Below are 23,289 nucleotides of genomic sequence, written 5' to 3'. Positions count from 1 at the left end.
CCATGAGCACAGCGGTCGACGGCGGCGGTGGGGTCGCCACGCGGAGTCAGGTGTTCGCGTGGGGACTGTGGGACTGGGGATCCGCGGCGTTCAATGCCGTGATCGTGACGTTCGTCTTCTCCGTCTACCTCACGGACGCGGTGGGCGACGACCTGCCGGGGTCGGTCTCGGCGAGCAGTTGGCTGGGCTGGTCTCTCGGCGCGGCCGGCCTGGCGATCGCGCTCCTCGCGCCGGTCACCGGACAGCGGGCCGACGCGACCGGTCACCGCAAGCGGTCACTGGCACTGCTCACGACGATCGTGGTCGGTTGCATGCTCGCGATGTACTTCGTCGAGGACGACCACCACTTCCTGTGGCTCGGCCTGCTGCTCCTCGGCGTCGGCTCGGTGGTGTTCGAACTCGCGCAGGTCCCCTACTTCGCGATGCTGCGGCAGGTCTCCCGCCCGGACAACATCGGGCGGGTGTCCGGGTTCGGTTGGGCGATGGGCTATTTCGGCGGAATCGTCCTGCTCCTGATCTGCTATTTCGGGTTCATCGTCGGCGACGGCGACACCCGCGGACTGTTCGGGGTGAGCACGGACGGTGGAGTGAACATCCGCGCTGTGGTCGTCCTGGCCGCGGTCTGGTTCGCCGTGTTCGCGGTGCCGGTGCTGTTCGCGGTCCCCGAACTGCCGCCCGTCCCGCGGGCCGCCGACGGCCCCGGATTCTTCGGGTCGTACCGCGTGCTGTGGAACGACCTGCGTGCGCTGTGGACCGCGGACCGCAACACCGTCGGGTACCTGGTCGCCAGCGCACTGTTCCGCGACGGGCTCGCGGGTGTGTTCACGTTCGGGGCGGTGCTCGCGGTCAACGTCTACGGCATCGCGTCAGGGGACGTGCTCCTGTTCGGTGTCGCAGCGAACGTCGTGGCCGCGCTCGGTGCGCTCGCAGCGGGACGCCTCGACGACCGGCTCGGGCCGAAGACGGTGATCGTGTGGTCGCTCTCGTCGATGCTGGTGACGGGGGCACTGCTGATGGCGGTGTCCGGCCCGGTCGGGTTCTGGATCCTCGGACTGCTGCTGTGCCTGTTCGTCGGACCCGCGCAGTCGGCCTCGCGGACCTTCATGGCACGCCTGAGCCCAGCGGGACGGGAGGGACAGATGTTCGGCCTCTACGCGACGACCGGACGCGCCGTCTCGTTCTTGTCGCCGACGCTCTTCGGCCTTTTCGCGTGGATGCTCTCCAGCGACCGCGCCGGCATCATCGGCCTGCTCGTCGTTCTCGCTGCCGGGTTGGCGGCGCTCCTCGCGGTGCGCCCGCCCACCGAGACGTCCTACCGCGCGGCGGCGCGCTGAATGCCCAGCTTCTCCGGGAACAGCCGACGCTGGACGATCCAGCCCGCGACGGAGAGTGCGATCCACGCGAGGGTCGAGGTGACCTGCTGCCAGCCGGCCTCCGGATGTCGAAGGAACTCCAGCGCACCGTTCAGTCCGGCGAGACCGGTGAGCATCATGCTCGCGCCACCGATCGACGTCAGCCACAACAGTGCCCGCGCGCGGAACTTGTCGGCGAGGAACGCCGCCGCGACCGCGACCGCGACGATCACGATCGCGCTCAGTGCCCAGTTGTTGTCGCCGGGTTGGAGCACGTCGGCGACCTTGGCGCCCACCATCGCACCGGTCAGGCCGCCGATGAAATACGCCGAGAACTTGAAGACCAGCGTGGTGACGACCCACGCGGTGACGGCACCGATCAGCCCGAACAGGAACAGTGTCGCGAGGGACGCGTTGAAGAGGTCGGAGACGAGCCAGCCGACTCCGAATCCGGCGGCGAGCACCGCCAGGTGCATCGACCGGATGCCGTAGAAACACAGCAGTGCACCGATCAGCAGGATCGCAATTCCGCTCACACTCGGGCTCCTTCCACGCGGGCGATGATCTCGTCGGCCAATGCGTCGGGCGCCTTTTCGGGCACCCAGTGGCTCACTCCGTCGAGTTCGACGAACCGGTACGGGCCGGTGACGAACTCGGCGCACTTCTCGGCGGCAGCGCGGCCGATGGCGTCGTCGGCGGTGGACCAGACGAAGGTCGTGGGTACTGGAACCGGCGGTACGTCGGTGAACTCGCGGCCCATCGCCCGGTACCAGGACAGTGCTGCGGTGAGCGCCCCCGGTTCGGTCAGGACCCGCATGTGCTCGTCGACCAGCGCCGGATCGACGTCGCCGTAGATCGCGCGCAGGCGCTCACCGTCGTCGGAGAGCAGGGCGAGTTCGGCTGAGTCGCCGTGCCGGAAGATGCTGATGTAGCGCGACCGGGCCTGCTGATCCGCGTCCTCGCGGAGCGCCCACGAGAACGCAGTCGAATGCGGAACCGACACCGCCGTCAGCGACTCCACGCGGTCGGAATGGTTGGCCGCGGTCCACCACGCGACCGCGGCGCCCCAGTCGTGGCCGACCAGGTGGGCGGACGGCAGGTCGAAATGGTCGAGAAGTGCGACGACATCCGACCCGAGGCGGTCGACGGTGTAGTGCTCCACGCCGACCGGGCGGGCTCCGGGGGAGTACCCTCGCTGCGTCGGCGCGATCACCCGGTACTCTGCGAGCCGCGGAAGCAGCGGACCCCAGCATGCTGCGGTTTCCGGGAACCCGTGGAGCAGGATCACGGGGACTCCGCCGGATGGTCCCGCGGTCATGACGTCGAAGGTGTGCTCGCCCAACGTGATGGCTGACGTGACTGCCGGTTCCATGCGTCTCCCGCTGTCCGTGGCCGCATCGCGGTGTGCGGCACCTGGTGGACGGAACACTACCGCCGTAGAGGCAGTTTGGGATTCGGACGTGCCGACGACGTGGTGTCCGTGAGAAGTGGTGCGCTGTGCTCGACGGCGCGGCGTCGGGCGAGGACAGTGGCTTCAGGTGTTGCCGAGTTGGCGGGAGGACGATCGTGACGGTGGACAACGGCGCTCACCCGCCCCTGAGGATCGCGGGTCGCGATGTCGCGCGGTCGCTGACCGCCTCCATCGATGACCTGGCCTCGGCGGTGGCTGCCCGGCTTGCCGACGAGATGCCGATCTATCGAGCGCTGCCCCCGCGGGAGATCGAGGCGATCGCGTTTCGCTGCATCGAACTGTTCACCACGTTGCTCGCCGAGCGCCGACCGGCCCGGGACTCCGAGCTCGCCGAACCGCGCAACACCGCCGCCCGCCGCGCGGAAGAGGGTGTCCCACTGGAGGCGGTCCTGCACGCCTACCACATCGGGGTGGAGATGGCGACGGCCTCGCTGTCCGGCGGCGCGCGGCCTGAGGACATCGACGACGTGCTCGTCGTGAACGCGATGGTGCTCGATTTCCTCCGTCGCCTGTCGATCGCCGTCAGCTCGGCGTACTTCGACGAACGACAGATCATGGAGAGCCAGAAGAACTCGGGTCGGCGCTCCCTGATGTCGGCACTCGTCGCGGGCGAGGATCTCGATGCGGTCGTGACCCGCACCGGTCTGCGCCTCGCTCCGAAGTACCTGGTCCTGAGCCTGGCAATCGGCGAGAACGACGACGAACGCAGGCTCGGTGTGAACGGTACGGTCGCCGCGCGTCGCAAGCTTCGGCGTCTGCAGGGCGAACTGGACCGGATCACCGGGGAGTCGGCACTGACCGTCATCGACAGCAGCGGGGGGTTGGCGTTGGTGCCGTGCCCGTCGAGTGCACCCGATTGGGAGCAGTTGCGTGCCGTGGTGGACCGCCTCGAGCGGGTACTCGGTGCGCAGCTCCACGCGGCCGGTGCGGTCGCCCCGCCCGCAGGCGTTCCGGCCGCGGTGGAGCAGACCACCGACGTCCTCGCACTGGTCACGAGATCGAGCCGGGCGCCAGGCCTGTACCGCCTCGTGGATGTCCTGCTCGACTACCAGCTCAGTCGCCCGAGTGCCGCGCAGCGTGAACTGGCCGCGCTCCTCGGTCCGCTCGGGGGCAAGCCGGAACTCATGCAGACGTTGGAGGCGTACATCGCGTCCGGGCTCAATCGGCGGGCCACGGCCGCGTCGTTGGCCGTGCATGCGAACACCGTCGACTACCGGATGCGTCGGGTGCTGGAGCTGACGGGTCTGAACCCCACCGATCCCGCGGACCTGCCGTACATCGGCGCGGCGCTGGTGGCACTGCGCTCGGTCGGGTGACCGTGGCGATCGACGAGGCTCGCCGCACGGGTTCGGACACCGCGCGGCGCTGGGGCCGCCGTGGAGCAGTCGCGGTCGGGTGGGTTGCACTCGCGGGTGCGGCGGTGGGGGTGGCTGCACACTGGATCGCCGTGACCTCCCCACTGGTGGTCGTGGCCGCGTCGGCGGCGCCGTACCTCATGGTGGGTGCGGTGGTGGCGCTGCTGGCGTTTCTCGCGGTCCGGCACTGGGCCGGGTTGGCCGTCGCGACGGTGGTGGCGGTGGCATCGGCGTCAACCCAGGTGCCGCTGTACGTCGGCGACGGCGCAGCGGAGGGCGACGAGATCGTCGTCATGCAGGCGAACATCGAGTTCGGCAAGGGTGATCCGGATGCCGTTGTCGCGCAGGTTCGTTCGCGTGAGGTCGACCTTCTCGCGGTCGACGAGTTGACGGTGGACGCGGTTGAGGCGCTCGCCGCCGCCGGTCTCGACGACCTGCTGCCGCACCGCTACGTGCGGCCCGCTGCCTCCGGTGCCGACGGCACCGGAATATGGAGCCGGTTCCCGCTTGCCGAGCAGGTCGAGTACCCGGACTTCGTGATGGTGGCGCTGTCCGCGCGAGTGATGCTGCCGGGGGACCGATCGCTGACGTTGTTCGCCGCTCACCCCTTGCCTCCGTGGCCGCGCCATCAGACCCCGATCTGGGCGGACGAACTGTCCCGCCTGCACGGCGTTCTCGACTCGCTGCGGTCCGAATCCGACACGGTTCTCATGGCGGCGGACTTCAACGCGACGTGGGACCACGCCCAGTTCCGGGCACTGCTCGGCGACGGGGTGCGGGATGCTGCTGAACAGGCAGGAGCCGGCGTTCTGCGTACCTATCCCACGGACCGGTCGACGCCCCCGCTGCTGTCGATCGACCGGATCCTCGTCTCCGGCGCAACCGCGACCGCCGTCGACGCCGTCGATCTACCGGGGGCCGACCATCGCGGCATCGTCGCCCGGATCGCTGTCCCCGGGTACACCGCGGCCGGCTGAGCGCGGCCCGCGTCCGTTATCTCGATCACGGTCGACGTGGTAGCCGCGTGGCTCACGCTGCTGACGCAAACATGCGATTGATACTCCTCTTCGTACGTTCACGAGTGAGGAGTCATCCCTTGAGTTTTCACCCTGTCGCGCGCCGGAAGGCCGCGGCGATCGCCGCCACCCTCGCGGCGCTGACCTTGACCGGCTGTTCGTCCGTGACGGCCGATGTCGATTCCTTCGGTAGCGCCGACTTCGGCAGTTCCGGCGGTACGCAGCCCGCCGCGGCGGCCACCCTGGCGACTCTCGACACGATCCCGGTCAAGGGTCGTGCGCCGAAGACCGGTTACGACCGTGACCGTTTCGGCCCGCCTTGGACGGACGACGTCCGGGTCGCGGGCGGCCACAACGGCTGCGACACCCGCAACGACATCCTGGCCCGCGACCTCGTCGGCGAGACCTTCAAACCCGGCACACGGGACTGCGTCGTCGCGAGCGGGACTCTCGACGACCCGTACACCGCCAAGCGGATCGACTTCGTTCGCGGGCAGACCACGTCGACGGCGGTGCAGATCGATCACGTCGTCGCCCTGTCCGACGCCTGGCAGAAGGGCGCCCAGCAACTCGACGACGCCACCCGCCGCGACCTCGCCAACGATCCCCGTAACCTGCTCGCCGTGGACGGCCCCACCAACGGCAGCAAGTCCGATGGTGACGCGGCAACGTGGTTGCCGCCCAACAGGTCCTACCGGAGCACCTACGTGACCAAGCAGGTCGAGGTGAAATCGGCCTACGGTCTGTGGGTCACCCAGGCCGAGAAGGACGCCATCGCCGCGCAGCTCGCCACCTGCTGATCCACCGATTCACGACGCCGCCGGACGCCAGCCGCCCATGCCGATGATGATCAGACGCAGCTGGCGTTCAGCGCGGTCGACGACGGCGTCCTCGCCGGTTCCGGTGACTTCGAGCAGATCGATGACCGTCGTCATCATCACGCTGACGATGAGGTCCGCGGCCATGTCCAGGTCGCTCCGCGGCCATCCCGCCAGTGCCGGGTTGCGTCCGAGGTCAGTGCTGAGTTCGCTGGAGAACAGCCGCAATTCGGATGCGATCGCCTGCCGGACTTCGGTGACCCCGCCGTATCGCTCCCGGCTGAGGAACCGGAACTGCCCCTCGTTCGCGCGGACCTGCCGGACCAGGATGTCCAGCGAGGCGCGGGCGTCACGCGGCGCCGGGTCGCGGCGTGCCTCGCGCAGCATGCGTCGAAGCATCCGCATGCCGTCCTCGACGAGCGCGACACCGAGTTCGTCCATCGATGCGAAGTGCCGGTAGAAGGCCGTCGGGACGATGCCCGCGCTTCGGGCCACCTCACGCAGGCTCAGCGCCGAGAGGCTGCGATCGGCGAGCAGGTCGAGGGCGCCGTCGAGCAGCGCTGCTCGGGTTCTTTCCTTGCGCTCGGCTCGGCTCTCGGTTGCGGTCACCGAACGAGTGTATGCCTGTGCACCGGAAGTCACCGCTGATCGATGTTGTGGCCGTCACAGCGCTCCTGCTCTTGACAACTGCCTGGGACTTTCTGTCACACTAATTGGTGTACAAGTGTTCACTGAAACCGCGCTGAGGGAGCTAGCCCGTGCCGACCAGGAACCGATCCCGCATGCTGTCGCTGTTCGAGGCGATGGCCACCCCGCACTCGATCGACCGCTATCTCGAACTCGTCGACCCGATGGCGACCGTGCGCGACCTGCGCGCCGAGGTCGTTGCGGTACGACACTCGGCGTCGGGCAGCGTCACGCTGACGTTGCGACCCACCCGGCAGTGGACGGGCCACCGCGCGGGCCAGTTCGTGCAGATCGGCGTCGTGATCGACGGCGTGCGACACACCCGGTGCTTCTCGCCTGCCGGTGTCGAGGGGGGCTCGACGATCGAGCTGACAGTCAAGGCGCACGAGGGCGGACTGGTGTCCGGGTACCTCCACCGGAACGCCGAGGTGGGCCTGGTGGTGTCTCTGTCCCAGGCGGACGGCGAGTTCACCCTGCAGACGCCGCGTCCGCCGATCGTGCTGCTGATCAGTGGCGGCAGCGGCATCACTCCGGTGATGTCCATGCTTCGCACGCTGGTTGCCGAACGATACGCCGGTGAGGTGACGTTGCTGCACTACGCGGACGGTGCCGAGGCGGTGCCCTACCTCGCCGAACTCCGCGCGCTGGCGGAAGGCAACGCCGACGTGAAGGTTGTTCTCGCATACACACATTCGGACGACGGTGATCTGGCCGGGCGGTTCGGTGCCGAGCATCTCGACCTGGCCGCGCCCTGGCATGCGCAGGCGCAGACCTACCTGTGCGGCCCGGCAACGTTGATGGCGTCGGTGCGTGACCTGTACGAACGCCGCGGACTCGGCGATCGCCTGCACACCGAGGAGTTCACCCCGACGCTCGCGCCCCCCGCCGAGGACGCCGACGGCACCGTCGCGTTCACCGCATCCGGCACAACCGCGTCCCACTCGGGTAGGAGCCTGCTCGAGGAGGCCGAATCGTCCGGACTGACACCGGACTACGGATGCCGGATGGGGATCTGCTTCACCTGCACCACGGTCAAGACGTCGGGCTGCACCCGCAACCTGCGTACCGGCGAGCACGACAACGATCCCGACAAGCCGATCCAGCTCTGCGTCAACGCGGCGGTCGGCGACGTCACCCTCGATCTCTGACATTCGTCACCAGAAGGAGCACACCATGTTCGGACTGTCCTTCGCCCTCCCCGCCCTGCTCGGCGGCCGTTCCGACACCGATGTCCCGGAGCCGGTCGTCCTCGGCCACGAGCAGGTCGAGGACATCGGCCGCGAACTCGACGCGCTGCGCGACCGCGTCGTCGCCGACCTCGGCGCCCGGGACCGCGAGTACATCTACTCGATCATCAAGGCGCAGAGGGGGTTCGAGGTGACCGGCCGCGGCCTGATGTACCTCGGGTTCCTGCCCCCGTTCTGGGTGGCGGCGGTCGGGGCGCTGTCGATCTCGAAGATCCTCGACAACATGGAGATCGGCCACAACGTGATGCACGGCCAGTACGACTGGATGCGTGAACCGGGCCTGAACTCGCGGGAGTTCGAATGGGACACCGTGTGCCCGGCGGACCAGTGGCGGCACTCGCACAACTACATGCACCACACGTACACCAACATCGTCGACCTCGATCGCGACATCGGGTACGGCATCCTCCGCATGGACGAGGCGCAGCCGTGGCGGCCGTACTACCTGGGGAACCCGGTGTACGCGACCGCGCTGATGCTGCTGTTCCAGTGGGGCGTGATGCTGCACGACCTCGAGGTCGAGAACATCGTGGCGCGCAAACGGTCCTGGTACGACGTCAAGCCGCTCCTGGCGGGCATGTGGCGGAAGGCGGGCCGCCAGGTGCTCAAGGACTACGTGATCTTCCCCGCGCTGACCGGACCGCTGTTCGTCTCGACGCTGCTCGGCAATGCGACCGCGAACCTGGTCCGCAACGTCTGGGCGTACTCGATCATCTTCTGTGGTCACTTCCCGTCGGGTGTGCAGAGTTTCACGCAGGAGGAGACGGCCGACGAGACACGGGGGGAGTGGTACGTGCGACAGATGCTCGGCAGCGCGAACATCGAGGGCGGCAGGCTGTTCCACATCATGTCGGGCAACCTGTCCCATCAGATCGAGCACCACCTGTTCCCGGATCTTCCCGCGAACCGGTACCCGGAGATCGCCCCGGAGGTCCGTGCCCTGTGCGCCAAGCACGGACTGCCCTACAACTCAGGCGGCTTCTTCCGCCAGGTCGGATCGGTGTGGGGGAAGATCTTCTCCCTGGCGTTGCCGCCGTTCCTGGCCCGGTCGACACCGCCCGCAAGTGTTATCGTCGACCGTTCCCGAGTTCCGGCCTGAGAGCGAGGCACGATGGTGGGCAAGTTCGAGCGGCGCAAGGACACCGTGCAGGAACTGACGGAGTCCGGTGCCACGCACGTCGGCCGGATCGCGATGATCATCGCCGGAGCCGTCCGCGACGTCACCCGAGAGATCGGCGACTGGATCAGCGACGGATTCGAGATGCGGGAGGCCTCCCGCAAGGCGCGCGAGGACGAGGAGCGGAAGTCGCCGCCGCCGGAGTCCGTCCCGGACGCATCCGACGACGCGCCGGACAAGTAGGTCTCCACAGCACGGCGGCGCACTGCCGAGTTGACGTTATCTGCGTCACGACGGTGGGTGTGGTCGGCGTGGTGTGCGGTCGCGGGCGGTCGGGCGGGCCATAATACGGCCGCCTTGCCCGCGACTGAGGAGTTGTCCGTTGAGTGTCCCATTGGTGATCGCCTGTGCTCGTGACGAGTTCGGCGGAACATCGCGGTGACGCGGCGGACATCGCGCGTGGCTCGGTCCGCGCGCCGGCTTCTCGGGGTGTGCGCGGCAATCCTCCTCACCGCGATCATCGCCGTCGGCTATGTCGTGCTCGAGGAGTGGACCAAGCCCGATTCGGCGCCGGGCGGCGCCGTCGCCGGCGAACTGACCGAACTGCTCGCGCAGGTGCAGGTCGCGCCCGAATTGCCGATGACCGGCTACAGCAGGGAGGAGTTCCCGCACTGGGAACCGAACCGGCCCGAGTACGGCTTCGGTGCCGAGTTCGCGCAGTACGGTCGGTGCACCACTCGTGAGGTGATGTTGTTGCGGGACGCGGTCGGCTCGGTACGGCTCGATCCGAGGACCTGCGATCTGTCGGTGGGATCGAACGGCGGTTGGCAGGACGAGTACGGCTTCCTCGATCGTGAGACCGGCGAGTTGAAGCCGTACAAGTGGATGACGGACTCGTCGGCCGTCGACGCCGAGCACATTGTCGCGCTGGCCGAGGCATGGCGCTCGGGCGCTGCGGATGCGGACGAGGACACGCGCCGACGCATCGCCAACGACGCCGTCAACCTGGTGGCGTCGGATCCGTCGGCCAACAGGTCCAAAGGCGACCAGGATGCGGCGAACTATCTGCCGCCGGGGAAGTTTCGTTGCACGTACCTCGATCGCTACCTCCGGGTGAAGGTGGCGTACGGGCTGACCGTCGATCCCGCGGAGCAGACTGCGCTGCGAACCGCGGTCGCCGCTTGCGTCGATCCGAGTGGGCTGGGGTAGGCGCACACTGGGGTGGGCGCACATGACAGGACGGGGCCCCGGCAGAGGAGGGCTGGCATGGACGAGGTGGTCGAGATCTCTTCCGCGGCAGCGGTGATGACTGTCGAAGAGGGAACCCTGTCCGGATCCCTCGATGTCACGGTGACGTCCGCGGGGCGTGGACTCGTCCGCTACCACGGCACCGAGACGTGGCTGACCATCGGCAACCTCGAGGACGCGCCGCCGGCGACGTGGGAGACGGCCACTGACCTCGCGGCCGCGATCGAGGCCGGAATCGGCGTTCGTGACGCGGCCGGCAACGCGGTGCCCTTCGAGGCCTAGGGGCGCCCCGACGGGACCACCGCGACGCCATCCGCCGTTCCCTCCCCGCGTTATCCGTTCACGAGGCGGGTATCGGGATCACCGCTTGAGTGGGCTGTAGAACACGAGCCCGTTGCCCTTGTTGTCGTACACGACGGCGCGGCGCTCGTGGGCGTCGTCGTAGGGGCCCGTCACGATGCCGCCACCGGCTTCCTCGACGGCCTTCGCCGCAGCATCGACGTCGGGGGTCTTGATGCCGACGACGACCTGCCCGTGGATGGGGTGGTCGACCGCGGTCGCGAGGGCGATGGTCACCGCGCCTCCGTCGACGGCGGCGAAGTGTGCACCGTCGCGGAACTTGAGCGGCAGGCCGAGGGTTTCGGTGTAGAACGCGATCGACTCGTCCAGATTGTCGGTCGACAGGATGATCATCTTCACTTCATGGTCACTCAACGACGTCTCCTTCGGTGAAAGTGCGGACACCCTAGTGCAGCACGACCGAGGCGGATCGGTCGCGCGGATGCGACGCCGCGTCCGATCGGTCACCACGTGGAGGCTTCGACGTTGCCTGCGACGCGGCGGAGCAGTGCCGTCAGCGTGGCGCGCTCGTCGTCGTCGAGCCCGTCGAGCATCCGCCGATCGCGCTCGACCCGCGCGGGGAACTCCGCATCGACGAGCGCGCGTCCCGCATCGGTCAGTTGCAGTAACACGACGCGTCCGTCGCGCTCGAACGGCAGGCGTTCGAGGAACCCCGCGCGGGTGAGCCGGTCGGCATGCTTGGTCGTCGACGCCCCGCTGGTCATCGTCGCGGTGGTGACCTCCGACGCCCGCAGTGGCCGGTCGCTGCGCGCGAGTGCGCACAGGAACTCGAACTCGACCCGGGAAACGCCGCTTCCCGCGAGGGCGCGGTCCAGTTGGTGCAGGGCGAGTGAGCTGATCCGGGTGATTCGCCCGAGCACGTCGATCGGGTCGGTGTCGAGGTCGGGGCGGGTGTCGTGCCACTGCCGGCGGACGTGGTCGATGAAGTCGCCCGTGGCGTTCTCGCCCGGCTCGCTGCTGGCTGTCGGCGGCATCTGCACATGGTAGCGGCATGGTTCACATTAGTTTCGTATGTATTTTACTAGTGAAATATTGCTAGAGTCGAGACCATGCCCACCCTCGCCGCCGCCCCGAGCCGGCTTCGCCACACCCGAGGCGCCCTCGCGTACTCGGTGTCCGCTGCCGTGTGGCGGCGCTCGTTTCGGGTCAGATCGGCCGATGCCACCCTCGCGGTGTCGCTGCGAGTCGGCCTCGCCGCAACGGTCGTCCTGGTCGCGTTCGGGCTCGCCGGGCACGCCTCGATCGCCGGATTCGCACTTCTCGGTGCGCTGTCGTCGGCCTTCTCCCGCCACGAGCCGCTGCGCCGGACCGCGCACAAGGTCGGCTTCGTCGGAGCGGCCGTGGTCGCGTCGGTTCTCGCCGGTGGACTCATCGCGCTGAGCGGAATCCCGATGTGGGCGCAGATCGGCGTCATGGCTCTCGTGTCAGGAGTCGCCGCGGCCCTCCTGCAGGCCTTCCGTGTCGGCGGACCGGGACCCGTGATCCTCGTCTTCGCCGCGACCGCGGCCGTCGGGTTCACGGGAACCGGGACCCAACTCGGCGTCGCGGTGGGTGCTGCTTCTCTCGGCGCCGCCGTCGGGTTGGGTGTGGCGCTCATGCCGTTCGCCGTGCTGCCGTGGGGGCCTGCGCGTCTGGCCACTGCCCGCGCGTTGAGCGCGCTGTGCCGTGTCCCGCGCGGCGGCGACGCAGCCGAGGCGAGAGCCGCGATCGTCACGGCGCGCGAGAAGCTCGCGCTGACGGCCGGGTCGGCTGCCCGTGACCACGATCTCGCCGCCCTGCTCGCCGAGGCGGAGGTGGCACTCGACCGTTGGCTCCACGACGGCGACACCAGTCGAATCGATGCGGTGGTCGGTCATGAAAGTGAGCTCCGTAAGACGAAGCGGCACAGTCCAATTCTCGGCTCCGACGGCGAAGCGGCCGCGCTGCCGCGGCCCGCGTCGTTCCTGGCCTCGGGTGTCGCGGCACTGGGGGCGCGGGACGTCGCGACCTATGCCGGACGCGTCGTGCTCGCCGCCGCGGTCGCAGGATGGCTCGCCGCCGGTGTCGGACTCGACCACCCGCTGTGGGCGTCGATGGGCGCGATGGCTGCCATGCAGGGAATCAGCTACACGCACACCGTCGAACGCGGAATCCAACGACTGCTCGGCAACGTCGCGGGAGCAATCGTCGCGGCGGCGCTGATCGCACTGTCACTCGGCTTCTGGCAGACGGCGATCGTCATCGCAGTCCTGCAGATCGGCGCGGAGGTGATGGCTGCCCGCAACTACGGCCTGTGCACCCTTTTCGTGACCCCCATGGCGTTGCTCGTCGTCGGCCTCGGATCCACCGTCGGCCCCGAGATCGGTGTCAGCCGCGTACTCGACACCGTCGTCGGTGTCGTCATCGGAATCCTCGTCGCAGCCGTCACCGTCAGCGTGACCGATCGTGCGCACCTGACATTGCCCGCGTGAACTGGACCCGACCCCGGGCGTGCGGGTGTCGGCGCGTGATAATTGTGTGCATGCGACCGGCGTCCAGGCGGCTCGTGACGACGCGGAAGTGGAGACGACGATGAGTGAGGCGGTACACGCGGGCGACCTCGTCCATATTTCGGACACGGCGGGGACCTGGGTGGTCGAGGAGATCCGATCCGGAATCGCGCTGCTCCGCGACGGCGAGGACAGGCGAATCTCCTCACGCGTGTCGAAGCTGACGGTGGTGCGGCGCGGCGGCGGTGCCGCCTGACCGGTCGCGGCGGCGGTGCCGCTGAACGATCGGGCAGCGCCACCAACTGAACGATCGGGCGACGGCGCACGAGCCGTGCGCCGAAGCGTCACCAGGGTGTCGCCAGGAACTTCTCCAGCGACGGGCGGGCCTTCGGGTTGCCCTCGTCGATGCCTGCCACGGCGCCGACGCCCGCACCTATGAGGTTGCCGAGAATGCAGCCGGCCATGAAGTTCGGGAAGATCGACACGCAACCGATCGCGAGGCCGACGAACGAACCCAGCACCATTCTCTGCTGGCCGCCGTTGTTCCATCCGACGACCACCTCGTTCGACAGGTCGATGAAGGCGTCCCGTTTGACCTGATTGCTCGGCCATACCTGGTTGGCGAACAGCACGGCGGGTGGTTCCGACGGTGGTGGCGGCAGTCCCAGCATGCGTGCCACTTCATCGAGGGTGGGTACCTGTGGCGGCGGGGGCAGTGCCGGGAGATCCACCTGAACCGGGGCGGGCAGAGTCACCGTCGGCAGCGGGACCGAAACCGGTTCGGGCACGGTCACGGCGGGGAGCTCCAGGTTCGGCAGCTCCGTGTTCGGCAGTTGGACCGCGGCCGGGTCCGGCAGCGACAGCGGTGGCAGTTCCGGGAGTGGGATCGACGGCAGCGGCGGGAGTGCGGGTAGCTCGGGCAGCGGCGGTGGCGCCGGCAATTGTGCTGCAGCCGTTCCGGTGCCGGAGACGATCGTCGCGACGACGAGCGCGGGCATGACAAGGGTCTTGGCCATATTCATGGAGATCCCCATGTGATCAGACGTTGTTGCACAGGCGAATGGGCGGGGCCGGGCCGCGGTGACGGCCCAGCGGGCGTGTCACGGCGTCGCGAAGAACTTCTCCACCGCGGGCCGTGCATTCGGATTGCCCTCGTCGATTCCGACGACCGCGCCGACGCCTGCGCCGATGACGTTGCCGAGCATGCAGCCGGCCATGAAGTTCGGGAAGATCGACACGCATCCGATGGCCAGTCCCACGAACGACCCGATCATCATCCGCTGCTGGCCTCCGTTGACCCAGCCGGTGTTGATCTCGTCGGTCATGTTCTTGAACGCGTCCTGCTTGGTTTCGTTGCCGGGCCACGTCTGCTCGGCGAACATCGCCGCGACCGGTGGCGGCGGGGGGACCGTCGGCAGTGCGGGGAGCGGTGGCGGTGCCGGCAACTGGGCTACGGCGGGACCCGCACCTGCGGCGAGCGCGGCGGTGACGAGCACGGGCAGAACAAGGGTCTTGGCCATCTTCATGGCGACTCCCACGGTCGGACGGTTCTCGAGAGGGCTCTCGCTGACACGACGGTGATCCGCGCTGCGCGATTGTCCACGAACCGCGAAACGCGCTGGGACGGTAGGTGACCCTCGTGAGGGTCGGGCGAAGACAGGGACTGACTTTACTCCGCACAGTGGTGCGGTGCAGGCGAATCGCGCCCGGGCATCGGGGATCGCGAAGGCGCCCTGAGACGAAGCGGGTCCCGGTCACGTCGTGACCGGGACCCGCTTCGTTGGTTGGGGCTCAGGAGCCGCCGAGGCTGCCGAGGCTGCCGAGGCCGCCCATTCCGCCGCCTTGGCCGCCCTGCATCTCCTCCATGACTTCGAGGAGATCGCCGAGCACCGTTACGAGTTCGCTCAAGAATTCCATGGCCGTGCACCTTCACTGTCGGGGCAAGTGGAGCGTGGGGCGACGGACTGGACGCACCGGACTGCGTGCGCAGTGCGTCCGGTCCTCGCCACCTGGTCGGGGACGATCGTCATGGGGGAGGCGACCGGCAGGGCGCGGTCGGGGAGTTCTCGAGAATGTGCCGACCGCAGCGGTCGATGTGGAGTTCGGGCATTGGACTCACCTCAACCCCGTGTATCGGTGCCCGCACCGATAGTGTTTCACACCACACTTGAGGTGGATGGGGGTTTCGGGGTGTTCGGGAACCGCAGGTCCGCACGTCGAGCGTCGAGGATTCCAACCGACATCGCGACCAGCCGGGCCCTCACACGAGGTGTCCATGAGGTTCGACCCGAAGGTCAGGGGTGGGAACCGGGGTCATCGGCTCGGCGGCACCTTTCTGCCGTTCAGGTGACGGCCGTAGTTTGAGGTGAGGTGCGATTGATCCCGTGACGCCGAGCATCACGACGAATGACCCGACCCTCGCCTTCCCTTCATCGATGTCGAGAAGTCTCGTGAACTTGCATTTTTTGACTCCTATCTGTGGATTTCCCTCAGAAGTGCAATGAGATGAGGGAGAAGCGGAGTCATTGGGAGGCTGGGTCACGGGGACTACGCTGATCGAACGGCCGGGACACAGACGCGGGATGCGACGCCTTGTGTGTCCACGTGACTGGCTTGGCCAGGGCTGGATGTGGACCTTGCAGATACCCGAGTTGTGGCAGCGGATCCTGCAAAACACATTCGGATGTGACCTGGGCGGTCACTGCCCCTAGTCGGGCAACTATCCGGTGAGGTGATCGAGATGGATCCCTGGGTCTTCTTCTTCCCCATGCCTGACGAATGGCGGGTGCCGTTGATCAGATTGCTGCCTTGCGGATGGGGAGGCTTCTGTGGTCCACCGCCACCGAGCTAGTTGTTGGTGACCATCGAAAGGTGACTGTGATGCTGGATCTGGAGTTGTTTGTGGGGCCACAACTTGGAGCCGCGGTCCGCGTAGCGGTGGCCTGGCTGATTGGAGCGGGGCTCGCCCACTGATCAAAGGCACAGCTGAGCGCCAAAAGGCCGGATTCTTTGGGTGATCTGGCCGGCGTGGTTGAGTTGCTCCGAGTCGGGTATCCGCAGCTGTCAGACGACGATCCGACGATTTCGAACGGCGTCTTTCGAACGGCCGTTGCGATCAACCGCCGACGGGCCAGCCGCATATCGGGATCAGCTGGTCGAACGGTCGGGACTCACTCACCCGGAGGTTGCCGTGACGCCAGAGATGAACCCGCAGTTTCACGGCACCTGGATGTACCGACTGCCGTTCCCCATGGAATGGCGGATCGCGTTGTGGTCGATCATCGGATGCGACCTCGGCGGGCACTGCCCCTGATCGCACAGGAAAGAGGTGATCAAGATGGACTTCCCACTGATCTACTGGCTACTTCCTGCGCCACGTTCTCGGAGTGGACCCGCGCATGGATTGTGGACAACGCTCCATGCTGGCTGGGTGGCTGGTGCCCCTGAAGACTCCGGCGGTGATCGACGTGGGAGACATGCTCTGGTGCATCGCATTCTTGCCATGGGGCGCGAAGGACCGACGCCCTGAAATCGGCGCCCTCCGTGTTCCAAACGACTTCCAAGAAGGAACGCGGCCGGTGCAGCCAGCCGAAAGTGGCGAACTACCTGCAACAACGCGGCGCCCCCGGCAGGAATCGAACCTGTCTCGGTTCCGTTCTGGATTTGTCGTCTACCAGTGCGTCTAGCTCAAATTCGCTGGTGGTAGTGCACGCTACCTCGTGTCTTGAGGGCACACAAGTGGACACGCGATTACACTCTGAGTGCACGCAAAGGGCACGGGAGGCGAAGTTGGCGGGTCGCAGAGGGTGGGGGAAGAACCGAAAGCTGCCCTCCGGGCGGTGGCAGGCGTCCTACGTCGGGCCGGACGGGGCGCGCTACGTCGCTCCGAATACGTTCGCCGCGAAGCTCGACGCCGAGGGGTGGCTGTCCGAGCAACGCAGGAAGATCGACCTTGGAGTCTGGATCGAGCCGAGCGCGGTCGCGGATGCAGACGACATCGCCGTGCCCACCCTGGCCGAGTACGCCGAGCGCTGGCTCACTGAGCGGCGAATCAAGCCCCGGACGCGGGCACTGTACGAGGGTCACCTTCGGTTGCATATCCTGCCTGACCTTGGGCCTGCTGAGCTGACAGCGATCACGCCGGCCGTAGTGCGAAGCTGGCACGCGGGCCTCGGGACAGACACCCCAACGCGCAATGCGCACTGCTACAGCCTTCTGCATGCGATTTTCGCGACCGCGCTGGACGATGAACTGATCCCCGCGAATCCATGTCGCGTGAAGTCCGCGATGACGACCAAGCGGAAGAAGCAGATCACCGTGTTGTCCGCGGTGGACATTGGCAAGCTCGCCGACGAGATGCCGGCACATCTCCGGGCGTCGGTCCTGATCGCCGGGTGGTGCTCGCTGCGGTGGGGTGAGTTCACCGAACTACGCCGGAAAGATATGGACCTCGACGCTGGCCTGATTCATGTTCGCCGTGCCGTCACGTACCGGTCCGGTGTATTCACTGTCGACAGCCCCAAGACGTCCGCAGGCGTCCGTGACGTGGCGATCCCCCCGCACATGGTCCCAATGATCCGTGAGCACCTGGACACGCACGTGAAGGCCGGTAGGGAATCGCTGCTGTTCCCCGCAGAGGGCGGCGGACACCTCGGGGACTATGCCTACCGGAAGGTGTTCAAGCCGGCCGCCGAACGGATCGGCCGGCCGGAACTGACGCCGCACATGCTGCGCCACTCCGCCGCCGTCCTCGCAGCGCAGGCCGGCGCGACGACAGCCGAGTTGATGAACCGACTAGGACACACCACACCGGCAATGGCGCTCAAGTACCAGCACGTAGCCGCGGGCAGGGATCGACAAATCGCCGACCGGCTATCCGCGATGATCGAGGGGAAGAAGTGAACGAGACGACCGAGTTTCTGGCTGCACTGTTCGGCCAGGTCGGCGAGGCCAACGTGATCTACGACGCGCTGGTGGCAACGGGGGCCGTCGCTGAACGGGCAGCCGTGACCTACCGGTTCAGGCGGTGTCGATGCGCTGTGCTGCACGTGATCGAGGCGCCGAATGGCGTGATCCTCGGATTCCCTCGATACAAGGCCGCACCGGCGGCGAACCTCGACGATTCGAACGAGTCCGGCCGGGCGAACAACACCGAGGACGGCAACCGGCGGTGGAGGCGACACGCCGCGTACTTTGTCGCAGACCTACCCTTTGAAGCTAGGTGCGATCATTCTCGAAAGATGTTGAACACCAATGAGATTAGAGATTCAATCCGGCCCGGAAAGAAGGGGCGAACGGTCGTGATCGAACCGGCGTAGATGCGCGTATGTCCACTTAGGCCCTACACTGCCCACTGAACTACCCAAGATGCCCGCGGTGCTACCGCGAACCTGGACGTGATCGAGGCTGCCAGTGAGACCCGAGAGGGAATCTCACAGCCATGCCCAAGAACAAGTCTCAGCGCAGACTGGCATCCATCCCCCAGGCCGCGGACGAGTACGGCGTCTGCACCAAGACCATCCGCCGGTACATCTCCGCCGGCCGGATCACCGGCTACCGGTTCGGTCCCCGCATGATCCGCGTAGACCTCGATGAGATCGACGCGATGATGCGCCCGCTTGCTACGGCAGGTGGTCGCTGACATGTCCCAGACACGAAAAAGCCCCGCGGGCAACGGGGCTCTCTCTGAATCCACGACCAGGGATTGTGACCAGGATACTCGGTCGAACCTGCCGTTCGCTGAGCTCGAAGCGCAGGCTGTCGCCCTCGGGGTGAAGATCGCCGTTCGGTGCCGCGACTGCGGGCACTACATCGTCACCGCTGAATCCCGCGCCGCCAATCGTGGCCCGCGGTGCCGCGCCCGCTCCGCGAAGGTGGTGCAGGCATGACTGAGCCTGTTGCGTTTGTCCGTCCAAGTGGCAGCGTGATTGCCGCCTCGACGACGCCGGTCTCGGCAGAGGTGCTGCTTCTCGGCTCCGCGCTCGCCGCGTCCCCGGCGCATGTCCGCGCCGTACTCCCGCATGTTCAGGCCGACGACTTCGACGACCTCGGTGCTGCCGAGGCGTGGGGAGTGATGACTCCGCTCGTAGCGTCCGGGCGTGAGTTCCACGCCGCAGCTGTTCAGGCCGAGTTGCTGCGACAGGGCAAGGTAGACGGACTCGCCAAGAAGGCGATGCTCGACGCGGTGACCGCTGGGTGCAGTGGACTTGAACCTGAGTTGCGGATGCACGCTGAACTAGTCGTGGCGCTGGCGTTCCGGCGTCGGTTCAAGTCCTGGGGTGCGGCGCTCACCGCTGGTGCTGGTGAACTCGCTGAGTGTGACCTCATGCCGCTCGCTGTCCGGGCCGGCCTGGCTGCTCGGGAGCACTCGATTCGGCTCGGTGCACTCCGTGGCGAGGAGGTGGCGGCATGAGTGTCACCGTGACGGAATCGCCGCTGGGCGCTGGACTTCTCGACGACGTGACCGAGTTCCTGAATTGGTACTCCGTGTACCCGGACAAGCACTGTGCGCCCACCTATGCGCTCTGGATCGCCCACACCCACGCGTCAGACTCGTTCTACGTCACCCCGCGGATCATCTTCTCCTCACCTGAGCCGGGATCGGGCAAGACGCGAGACCTCGAACTCGGTGCGCTGCTCGCGCACAACTCGAAGATGACCATCTCTGCGACGACGGCCGCGCTGTACCGGCGTATCTCCGCCTCCGTGGACGAGGGCCAGCTGCCGCCGACGATCTTCTTCGACGAGGTGGACGCAATCTTCGGCCGCGTTGCCGCTCCGCAGGTCGAAGACCTCCGAGCGTTGCTGAACGCAGGCTACAAGCGCGGCGCGACAGTCGACCGCTGCGAGGGCGACAGCAAGAACATGAAGGTGCGCGAGTTCCCCGTGTTCGCGCCGGTTGCACTCGCCGGCCTCGCCGGGAACATGCCCGCCACCATCACGACCCGCTCGGTGACGATCCACAAGCGCAAGCGGGCGCCAGGGGAGACGGTGCATCCCTTCCGGGAGCGCGACGCGGTGGAGCAGGCCGCGCCGATCCGGGAGGAACTTGCAGAGTGGATCGGCAGTATCTCTGCCGAACTGGCCGAGGCACGTCCAGTGATGCCCAACGGCGTGGAGGACCGACCCGCCGAGGTATGGGAAGCGTTGCTGGCGATCGCCGACGCAGCAGGCGGGCACTGGCCCGAGACCGCCCGAGCGGCATGCAAACACTTCGTGCTCGACTCGGAGCGCGCCGAGCCGTCTCTCGGGGTACAGCTACTCGACGACTGCCGAAAGGTGTTCAACGGACGCGGCCGCCTCAAGACCGAAGAGGTGGTTCTCGGACTCCGCGAACTCGAGGAATCTCCGTGGCGTGACCTTCACGGCCGGATGCTCGACGCCCGCTCTCTGGCAAAGCTTCTCAAGCCGTACGCAATCAAGTCCAAGATGCAGGCGATGCCGGACGGGTCGAAGGTTCGCGGGTACGCCTCGACCGGTGAGGGTGGTTTCCACGACGCGTGGACCCGGTATCTGCCCGCTGATCCATCGGTAGCCGCAACTGGCGAAACCAGCGCAACCGCGCAGCTCAGGGTGGTTGCGGATGTTTAGGTGGTTGCGGATGATGTGCAACCGCGAAATCTGGTGCAACCGCCTGACCTGGGAAGTTGCGCTGGTTGCATGGGTTGCGGCTACTGCCAGCCACAGCGGCGAGGTGGGTACGCGATGACCCGACGCAATCGTGAGTCCGGTGCAATCCCGTTGCTCGCCGCGATCCTCGAAGGCCGGCCGACCCTGTCCGGTGCGCGCTGCATCGACCGTCACGACCTGTTCGACGCCGCACGGTTCCCAGAGCCGGGAACCGATCCGATCCCGGCTCAGATCGCCGCTGAGCGACTGTGCTGCCTCTGCACTCATTCCACCCGCTGCCCGGATTCGTTGGCAGCGCGTCCACACCAGGAGTCCGCGTGACCCTCACCGTTTGCCGCGCCACCGAGTGCCGCTATCTGACGCCTGATCCGTCCGGGCTGTGCCCGCTGCATCGGGAGGTCCGCCGATGACCGTGGCCGCCCAGTGCCGCCGTGACGGCTGCGCCCGCCGAACCCGATCCTCGACCGGTCGCTGCGAAGAACACCGCCGGAAGATTCCCGTCTCGATCACCGCCGAGGGGTGGGTGAACATCGGGCAGGGACTGACGCTGTCCTCATCCGTGGCCCTCGACCTAGCGAACCGGATCGTCGACGCCATAGAGGAGCGCCAGACATGACCGACCACGACGACCACGACATGCGCGAGTTCGTCCGCAGCATCTTCGGGAGCGATGACCGCACACCGCGAGACGTAGTGCCCGCGCAGCCGATCACCCTCGACGACATCCGCAGGTGGTCCGCGAACTACGACAAGCCGGTCACCGGAACCATTCTCGGTGACGTCATCCTCGACGCCGACGGAATCCCCATCGGAGTCGAACCATCCCGAACGATCACGTCACTGTCCGGCGGCGTGTTCATCTCCCGAGTCGACGCAGACCGTCTCGGAATCGCCGAGGGCGACTAACCCCGGCATCTTCATCGCACCAACCCACACCAAGGAGTGACCATGTCCGAGAACAACATCACAAACCCCGCCGTCGACGAGCGCGACGAGGTCAACATCCAGGCGGATGCCGAGCAGGAGCTCACGCAGGCCGACGAGCAGGAGCAGGCCGACGAGCCCAACGGCAACCGGGAGGCAGCGAAGTACCGGCGACGACTCCGCGAGACCGAGGCCGAGCGCGACACACTCACGCAGCGGGTCGAAGCCCTCCAGCGCGCCGAGGTCGACCGCATCGCCACCGCCGCGAAGCTCAAGCCGGAAGCGTTGTGGGCCAGCGGCGCCGAGCTGCCCGCACTGCTCACTGACACCGGCACCGTGGACGCCGAGCTGGTCGCCGCCGCGATCGCCACCGCCCGCACGACGCTCGGTATCGCGCCGCCGACCCGGAACTACGTTGCACGCGAAGGGAGCAACCCGCGCCCGCCTGCGACGTCCGGATTCGACAACATGGTCAACGTCGTCATGGGCAAGACGTCGTAGCAAGCCGCTAGGATGGGCAGGTGCCGGTCAATCTCCCCGTGGGAGTAGCCCGGCACCTGCCAGCCCCCGGAGGGCACCACGCGATCCGCAGCGCGGACAACGCGACACCACACCGCCCCCTCCGAGAGGAATCCTCGTGGCTACTCAGACCACCCCCACCAGCCCCGTCGCATGGCGTCCCGACGTCACCGCCTACGTTCCCGGCGACGTCGTCCCCGACGCCCTGATCCTGCAAACCTCCACGCTGGTCGGCAGCATCGAAGGTGACGCACCCGCCGTCCGCGTCCCGTTCGTCGTCGACGACGGCACTGCCGGGTTCACCGCAGAAGGCGACCCGATCGCCGACGCAGCGCAGGCATTCAGCCAGACCGTCATCATGACCGACAAGGTTGCCGCCCTCGGCAAGTACACGTACGAGGCATTGCAGCAGCCCGAGGCTGCCCGCCTCATCGTCGACAGCCTGTCCCGTTCGGTGGTGAAGAAGGCGAACGCCGCCTACCTCGGCAACGCGAGCAACCCCGCCGGCCTGCTCAACACCGCCGGGATCACCGATGGTGGTGCAGTCGGTGGCAACCTCGACACCCTCGTCGACGCTGTCGCGGGCATCGAGGCAGAAGGCGGCACCGCGTCGCACATCATCGCCGCACCCGACGCCTGGGCCGCATTGCAGAAGCTCAAGACCGCGACCGGAAGCGCACAGAACCTGCTCGGTGCCGGTACCGCGGCCGGTGAGCGCTCCATCCTCGGTGTCCCGGTGCTCGTCACCCCCGCAATGCCAGATGCCGGCCTGCTCGTGATCGACAACCGTTCGGTGCTGTCCGCGCAGTCTCAGATCCGCCTGGCCCGCAGCGAGGATGCGTTCTTCGCCAACGACGTGATCGCAGTCCGCGTGACCTGGCGTCTCGGCTGGGCTGTCATGCACCCGACCCGCGTCGCGAAGCTGACCACCACTCCGTAGCGCAAGATCCAGAACGCCCCCGACCTGCACCGACAGGCTCGGGGGTGTTCTTGTTGGCAGACCCCAGGGGGCATCGACCCGACGACTCGCACGTCGCTCCCTCCGGCGTAGGCAAGCACCCCCCCATGACACCTCCCC

29 protein-coding genes and 1 pseudogene are annotated in these 23,289 nt (G+C 67.3%); 22 read left to right on the top strand and 8 right to left on the bottom strand.

Going from position 1 to position 23,289, the window contains the following annotated elements; translation table 11 throughout:
- The first annotated feature begins 2 nt into the window (after positions 1–2).
- Positions 3–1,334 carry an MFS transporter gene (locus tag FFS72_RS18345; RefSeq protein ID WP_137875267.1) on the top strand — a complete coding sequence of 444 codons (1,332 nt, stop codon included), beginning with the start codon at positions 3–5 and terminating at the stop codon, positions 1,332–1,334.
- Here the strand turns inward: FFS72_RS18345 and FFS72_RS18340 are convergent.
- Positions 1,313–1,888 carry a DUF4203 domain-containing protein gene (locus tag FFS72_RS18340; RefSeq protein WP_137875266.1) on the bottom strand — a complete coding sequence of 192 codons (576 nt, stop codon included), beginning with the start codon at positions 1,886–1,888 and terminating at the stop codon, positions 1,313–1,315. The two genes, FFS72_RS18345 and FFS72_RS18340, sit on opposite strands and share 22 nt — an antisense overlap.
- Entirely contained in the window at positions 1,885–2,724 is an 840-nt protein-coding gene (locus FFS72_RS18335) for an alpha/beta fold hydrolase (protein ID WP_137875265.1), read from the bottom strand. Before FFS72_RS18335 ends, FFS72_RS18340 begins: the two co-directional genes overlap by 4 nt.
- A gap of 194 nt (positions 2,725–2,918) precedes the next feature.
- Here FFS72_RS18335 and FFS72_RS18330 point away from each other — a divergent pair, with 194 nt between their 5' ends.
- The 3 genes and pseudogenes from FFS72_RS18330 to FFS72_RS18320 all read left to right on the top strand — a co-directional run.
- On the top strand, positions 2,919–4,139 hold the full coding sequence (locus FFS72_RS18330; RefSeq protein ID WP_212744372.1) for a PucR family transcriptional regulator: 1,221 nt from the start codon (positions 2,919–2,921) through the stop codon (positions 4,137–4,139).
- Entirely contained in the window at positions 4,136–5,155 is a 1,020-nt protein-coding gene (locus FFS72_RS18325; RefSeq protein ID WP_249353398.1) for an endonuclease/exonuclease/phosphatase family protein, read from the top strand. Before FFS72_RS18330 ends, FFS72_RS18325 begins: the two co-directional genes overlap by 4 nt.
- Positions 5,156–5,226: 71 nt before the next feature.
- Positions 5,227–5,991, top strand: a pseudogene (locus FFS72_RS18320) (HNH endonuclease family protein); the annotation flags it as partial.
- A gap of 12 nt (positions 5,992–6,003) precedes the next feature.
- Here FFS72_RS18320 and FFS72_RS18315 read toward each other — a convergent pair.
- Positions 6,004–6,621 (bottom strand): TetR family transcriptional regulator, encoded by a 618-nt coding sequence (locus tag FFS72_RS18315; RefSeq protein ID WP_137875263.1) that lies wholly within the window; start codon positions 6,619–6,621, stop codon positions 6,004–6,006.
- 173 nt (positions 6,622–6,794) lie between these two features.
- On the opposite strand from FFS72_RS18315, the gene FFS72_RS18310 reads away from it, so the two are divergent.
- The 5 genes from FFS72_RS18310 (at position 6,795) to FFS72_RS18290 (ending at position 10,593) form a co-directional block, all read left to right on the top strand.
- Complete coding sequence (locus FFS72_RS18310) at positions 6,795–7,847, top strand: ferredoxin reductase (RefSeq protein WP_137875307.1); 1,053 nt, start codon at positions 6,795–6,797, stop codon at positions 7,845–7,847.
- Between the two features lie 25 nt (positions 7,848–7,872).
- On the top strand, positions 7,873–9,045 hold the full coding sequence (locus FFS72_RS18305) for a fatty acid desaturase family protein (RefSeq protein WP_137875262.1): 1,173 nt from the start codon (positions 7,873–7,875) through the stop codon (positions 9,043–9,045).
- Positions 9,046–9,057: 12 nt separating this feature from the next.
- Positions 9,058–9,306: a hypothetical protein gene (locus FFS72_RS18300; RefSeq protein WP_137875261.1), complete on the top strand. Its 249-nt coding sequence runs from the start codon at positions 9,058–9,060 to the stop codon at positions 9,304–9,306.
- 216 nt (positions 9,307–9,522) lie between these two features.
- Positions 9,523–10,272, top strand: coding sequence for an HNH endonuclease family protein (locus tag FFS72_RS18295; protein ID WP_249353397.1), 750 nt, complete (start codon positions 9,523–9,525; stop codon positions 10,270–10,272).
- Between the two features lie 57 nt (positions 10,273–10,329).
- Positions 10,330–10,593 carry a hypothetical protein gene (locus FFS72_RS18290; protein WP_137875259.1) on the top strand — a complete coding sequence of 88 codons (264 nt, stop codon included), beginning with the start codon at positions 10,330–10,332 and terminating at the stop codon, positions 10,591–10,593.
- 78 nt (positions 10,594–10,671) lie between these two features.
- Here the strand turns inward: FFS72_RS18290 and FFS72_RS18285 are convergent, their stop codons facing one another.
- Both FFS72_RS18285 and FFS72_RS18280 read right to left on the bottom strand, forming a co-directional pair.
- Complete coding sequence (locus FFS72_RS18285) at positions 10,672–11,025, bottom strand: VOC family protein (protein WP_050063368.1); 354 nt, start codon at positions 11,023–11,025, stop codon at positions 10,672–10,674.
- 89 nt (positions 11,026–11,114) lie between these two features.
- The gene (locus FFS72_RS18280; protein WP_137875258.1) at positions 11,115–11,645 is read right to left on the bottom strand and encodes a MarR family winged helix-turn-helix transcriptional regulator; all 531 of its coding nucleotides are present in this window, start codon (positions 11,643–11,645) and stop codon (positions 11,115–11,117) included.
- Positions 11,646–11,720: 75 nt separating this feature from the next.
- Here FFS72_RS18280 and FFS72_RS18275 point away from each other — a divergent pair, with 75 nt between their 5' ends.
- Positions 11,721–13,121 carry an FUSC family protein gene (locus FFS72_RS18275; protein WP_137875257.1) on the top strand — a complete coding sequence of 467 codons (1,401 nt, stop codon included), beginning with the start codon at positions 11,721–11,723 and terminating at the stop codon, positions 13,119–13,121.
- A gap of 100 nt (positions 13,122–13,221) precedes the next feature.
- Positions 13,222–13,395, top strand: a complete 174-nt coding sequence (locus FFS72_RS26520) for a hypothetical protein (protein ID WP_157050754.1) — start codon at positions 13,222–13,224, stop codon at positions 13,393–13,395.
- A gap of 88 nt (positions 13,396–13,483) precedes the next feature.
- On the opposite strand, the gene FFS72_RS18270 is transcribed toward FFS72_RS26520, so the two are convergent.
- The 3 genes from FFS72_RS18270 to FFS72_RS27000 form a co-directional block, all read right to left on the bottom strand.
- Complete coding sequence (locus FFS72_RS18270; protein WP_137875256.1) at positions 13,484–14,155, bottom strand: hypothetical protein; 672 nt, start codon at positions 14,153–14,155, stop codon at positions 13,484–13,486.
- An 84-nt stretch (positions 14,156–14,239) separates the two neighbouring features.
- A complete protein-coding gene (locus FFS72_RS18265; protein WP_137875306.1) occupies positions 14,240–14,665 on the bottom strand; it encodes a hypothetical protein in 426 nt (141 codons plus the stop codon).
- A gap of 265 nt (positions 14,666–14,930) precedes the next feature.
- On the bottom strand, positions 14,931–15,056 hold the full coding sequence (locus tag FFS72_RS27000; RefSeq protein WP_283235428.1) for a hypothetical protein: 126 nt from the start codon (positions 15,054–15,056) through the stop codon (positions 14,931–14,933).
- A 1,273-nt stretch (positions 15,057–16,329) separates the two neighbouring features.
- Here FFS72_RS27000 and FFS72_RS26995 point away from each other — a divergent pair.
- From FFS72_RS26995 to FFS72_RS18215, 11 genes are all read left to right on the top strand, one after another.
- The gene (locus FFS72_RS26995; RefSeq protein ID WP_283235427.1) at positions 16,330–16,452 is read left to right on the top strand and encodes a hypothetical protein; all 123 of its coding nucleotides are present in this window, start codon (positions 16,330–16,332) and stop codon (positions 16,450–16,452) included.
- Between the two features lie 476 nt (positions 16,453–16,928).
- Positions 16,929–18,041: a site-specific integrase gene (locus FFS72_RS18260; protein ID WP_137875305.1), complete on the top strand. Its 1,113-nt coding sequence runs from the start codon at positions 16,929–16,931 to the stop codon at positions 18,039–18,041.
- Positions 18,038–18,457: a hypothetical protein gene (locus tag FFS72_RS18255; protein ID WP_137875255.1), complete on the top strand. Its 420-nt coding sequence runs from the start codon at positions 18,038–18,040 to the stop codon at positions 18,455–18,457. Before FFS72_RS18260 ends, FFS72_RS18255 begins: the two co-directional genes overlap by 4 nt.
- A gap of 122 nt (positions 18,458–18,579) precedes the next feature.
- Positions 18,580–18,780: a helix-turn-helix domain-containing protein gene (locus tag FFS72_RS18250; protein WP_137875254.1), complete on the top strand. Its 201-nt coding sequence runs from the start codon at positions 18,580–18,582 to the stop codon at positions 18,778–18,780.
- A gap of 243 nt (positions 18,781–19,023) precedes the next feature.
- A complete protein-coding gene (locus FFS72_RS18245; protein ID WP_137875253.1) occupies positions 19,024–19,551 on the top strand; it encodes a DnaB-like helicase N-terminal domain-containing protein in 528 nt (175 codons plus the stop codon).
- The gene (locus FFS72_RS18240) at positions 19,548–20,729 is read left to right on the top strand and encodes a DUF3631 domain-containing protein (protein WP_137875252.1); all 1,182 of its coding nucleotides are present in this window, start codon (positions 19,548–19,550) and stop codon (positions 20,727–20,729) included. The genes FFS72_RS18245 and FFS72_RS18240 overlap by 4 nt, the downstream gene beginning before the upstream one ends.
- Before the next feature lie 114 nt (positions 20,730–20,843).
- Positions 20,844–21,089, top strand: coding sequence for a transcriptional regulator (locus FFS72_RS18235; RefSeq protein ID WP_137875251.1), 246 nt, complete (start codon positions 20,844–20,846; stop codon positions 21,087–21,089).
- Positions 21,090–21,174: 85 nt separating this feature from the next.
- Positions 21,175–21,384, top strand: coding sequence for a hypothetical protein (locus FFS72_RS18230; RefSeq protein WP_137875250.1), 210 nt, complete (start codon positions 21,175–21,177; stop codon positions 21,382–21,384).
- Complete coding sequence (locus FFS72_RS18225; RefSeq protein ID WP_137875249.1) at positions 21,381–21,674, top strand: hypothetical protein; 294 nt, start codon at positions 21,381–21,383, stop codon at positions 21,672–21,674. The genes FFS72_RS18230 and FFS72_RS18225 overlap by 4 nt, the downstream gene beginning before the upstream one ends.
- 42 nt (positions 21,675–21,716) lie before the next feature.
- Positions 21,717–22,193 (top strand): hypothetical protein, encoded by a 477-nt coding sequence (locus FFS72_RS18220; protein ID WP_137875248.1) that lies wholly within the window; start codon positions 21,717–21,719, stop codon positions 22,191–22,193.
- 136 nt (positions 22,194–22,329) lie between these two features.
- On the top strand, positions 22,330–23,151 hold the full coding sequence (locus tag FFS72_RS18215; RefSeq protein ID WP_137875247.1) for a phage major capsid protein: 822 nt from the start codon (positions 22,330–22,332) through the stop codon (positions 23,149–23,151).
- Positions 23,152–23,289: the final 138 nt, after the last annotated feature.

The organism is Rhodococcus sp. Q (assembly GCF_005503035.1).
Taxonomy (GTDB): domain Bacteria; phylum Actinomycetota; class Actinomycetes; order Mycobacteriales; family Mycobacteriaceae; genus Rhodococcus_G.
This window is presented reverse-complemented; position numbering and strand designations above follow the sequence as displayed.

What these genes read in the sequence shown, in the direction of transcription:
- FFS72_RS18345 (WP_137875267.1), top strand. Translation starts at nt 3, where the DNA reads ATGAGCACAGCGGTCGACGGCGGCGGTGGGGTCGCCACGCGGAGTCAG.
- FFS72_RS18335 (WP_137875265.1), bottom strand. Translation starts at nt 2,724, where the DNA reads ATGGAACCGGCAGTCACGTCAGCCATCACGTTGGGCGAGCACACCTTC.
- FFS72_RS18310 (WP_137875307.1), top strand. Translation starts at nt 6,795, where the DNA reads ATGCTGTCGCTGTTCGAGGCGATGGCCACCCCGCACTCGATCGACCGC.
- FFS72_RS18305 (WP_137875262.1), top strand. Translation starts at nt 7,873, where the DNA reads ATGTTCGGACTGTCCTTCGCCCTCCCCGCCCTGCTCGGCGGCCGTTCC.
- FFS72_RS18300 (WP_137875261.1), top strand. Translation starts at nt 9,058, where the DNA reads ATGGTGGGCAAGTTCGAGCGGCGCAAGGACACCGTGCAGGAACTGACG.
- FFS72_RS18290 (WP_137875259.1), top strand. Translation starts at nt 10,330, where the DNA reads ATGGACGAGGTGGTCGAGATCTCTTCCGCGGCAGCGGTGATGACTGTC.
- FFS72_RS18280 (WP_137875258.1), bottom strand. Translation starts at nt 11,645, where the DNA reads ATGCCGCCGACAGCCAGCAGCGAGCCGGGCGAGAACGCCACGGGCGAC.
- FFS72_RS18275 (WP_137875257.1), top strand. Translation starts at nt 11,721, where the DNA reads ATGCCCACCCTCGCCGCCGCCCCGAGCCGGCTTCGCCACACCCGAGGC.
- FFS72_RS26520 (WP_157050754.1), top strand. Translation starts at nt 13,222, where the DNA reads ATGAGTGAGGCGGTACACGCGGGCGACCTCGTCCATATTTCGGACACG.
- FFS72_RS18270 (WP_137875256.1), bottom strand. Translation starts at nt 14,155, where the DNA reads ATGGCCAAGACCCTTGTCATGCCCGCGCTCGTCGTCGCGACGATCGTC.
- FFS72_RS18265 (WP_137875306.1), bottom strand. Translation starts at nt 14,665, where the DNA reads ATGAAGATGGCCAAGACCCTTGTTCTGCCCGTGCTCGTCACCGCCGCG.
- FFS72_RS27000 (WP_283235428.1), bottom strand. Translation starts at nt 15,056, where the DNA reads ATGGAATTCTTGAGCGAACTCGTAACGGTGCTCGGCGATCTCCTCGAA.
- FFS72_RS18250 (WP_137875254.1), top strand. Translation starts at nt 18,580, where the DNA reads ATGCCCAAGAACAAGTCTCAGCGCAGACTGGCATCCATCCCCCAGGCC.
- FFS72_RS18245 (WP_137875253.1), top strand. Translation starts at nt 19,024, where the DNA reads ATGACTGAGCCTGTTGCGTTTGTCCGTCCAAGTGGCAGCGTGATTGCC.
- FFS72_RS18240 (WP_137875252.1), top strand. Translation starts at nt 19,548, where the DNA reads ATGAGTGTCACCGTGACGGAATCGCCGCTGGGCGCTGGACTTCTCGAC.
- FFS72_RS18235 (WP_137875251.1), top strand. Translation starts at nt 20,844, where the DNA reads ATGACCCGACGCAATCGTGAGTCCGGTGCAATCCCGTTGCTCGCCGCG.
- FFS72_RS18230 (WP_137875250.1), top strand. Translation starts at nt 21,175, where the DNA reads ATGACCGTGGCCGCCCAGTGCCGCCGTGACGGCTGCGCCCGCCGAACC.
- FFS72_RS18225 (WP_137875249.1), top strand. Translation starts at nt 21,381, where the DNA reads ATGACCGACCACGACGACCACGACATGCGCGAGTTCGTCCGCAGCATC.
- FFS72_RS18220 (WP_137875248.1), top strand. Translation starts at nt 21,717, where the DNA reads ATGTCCGAGAACAACATCACAAACCCCGCCGTCGACGAGCGCGACGAG.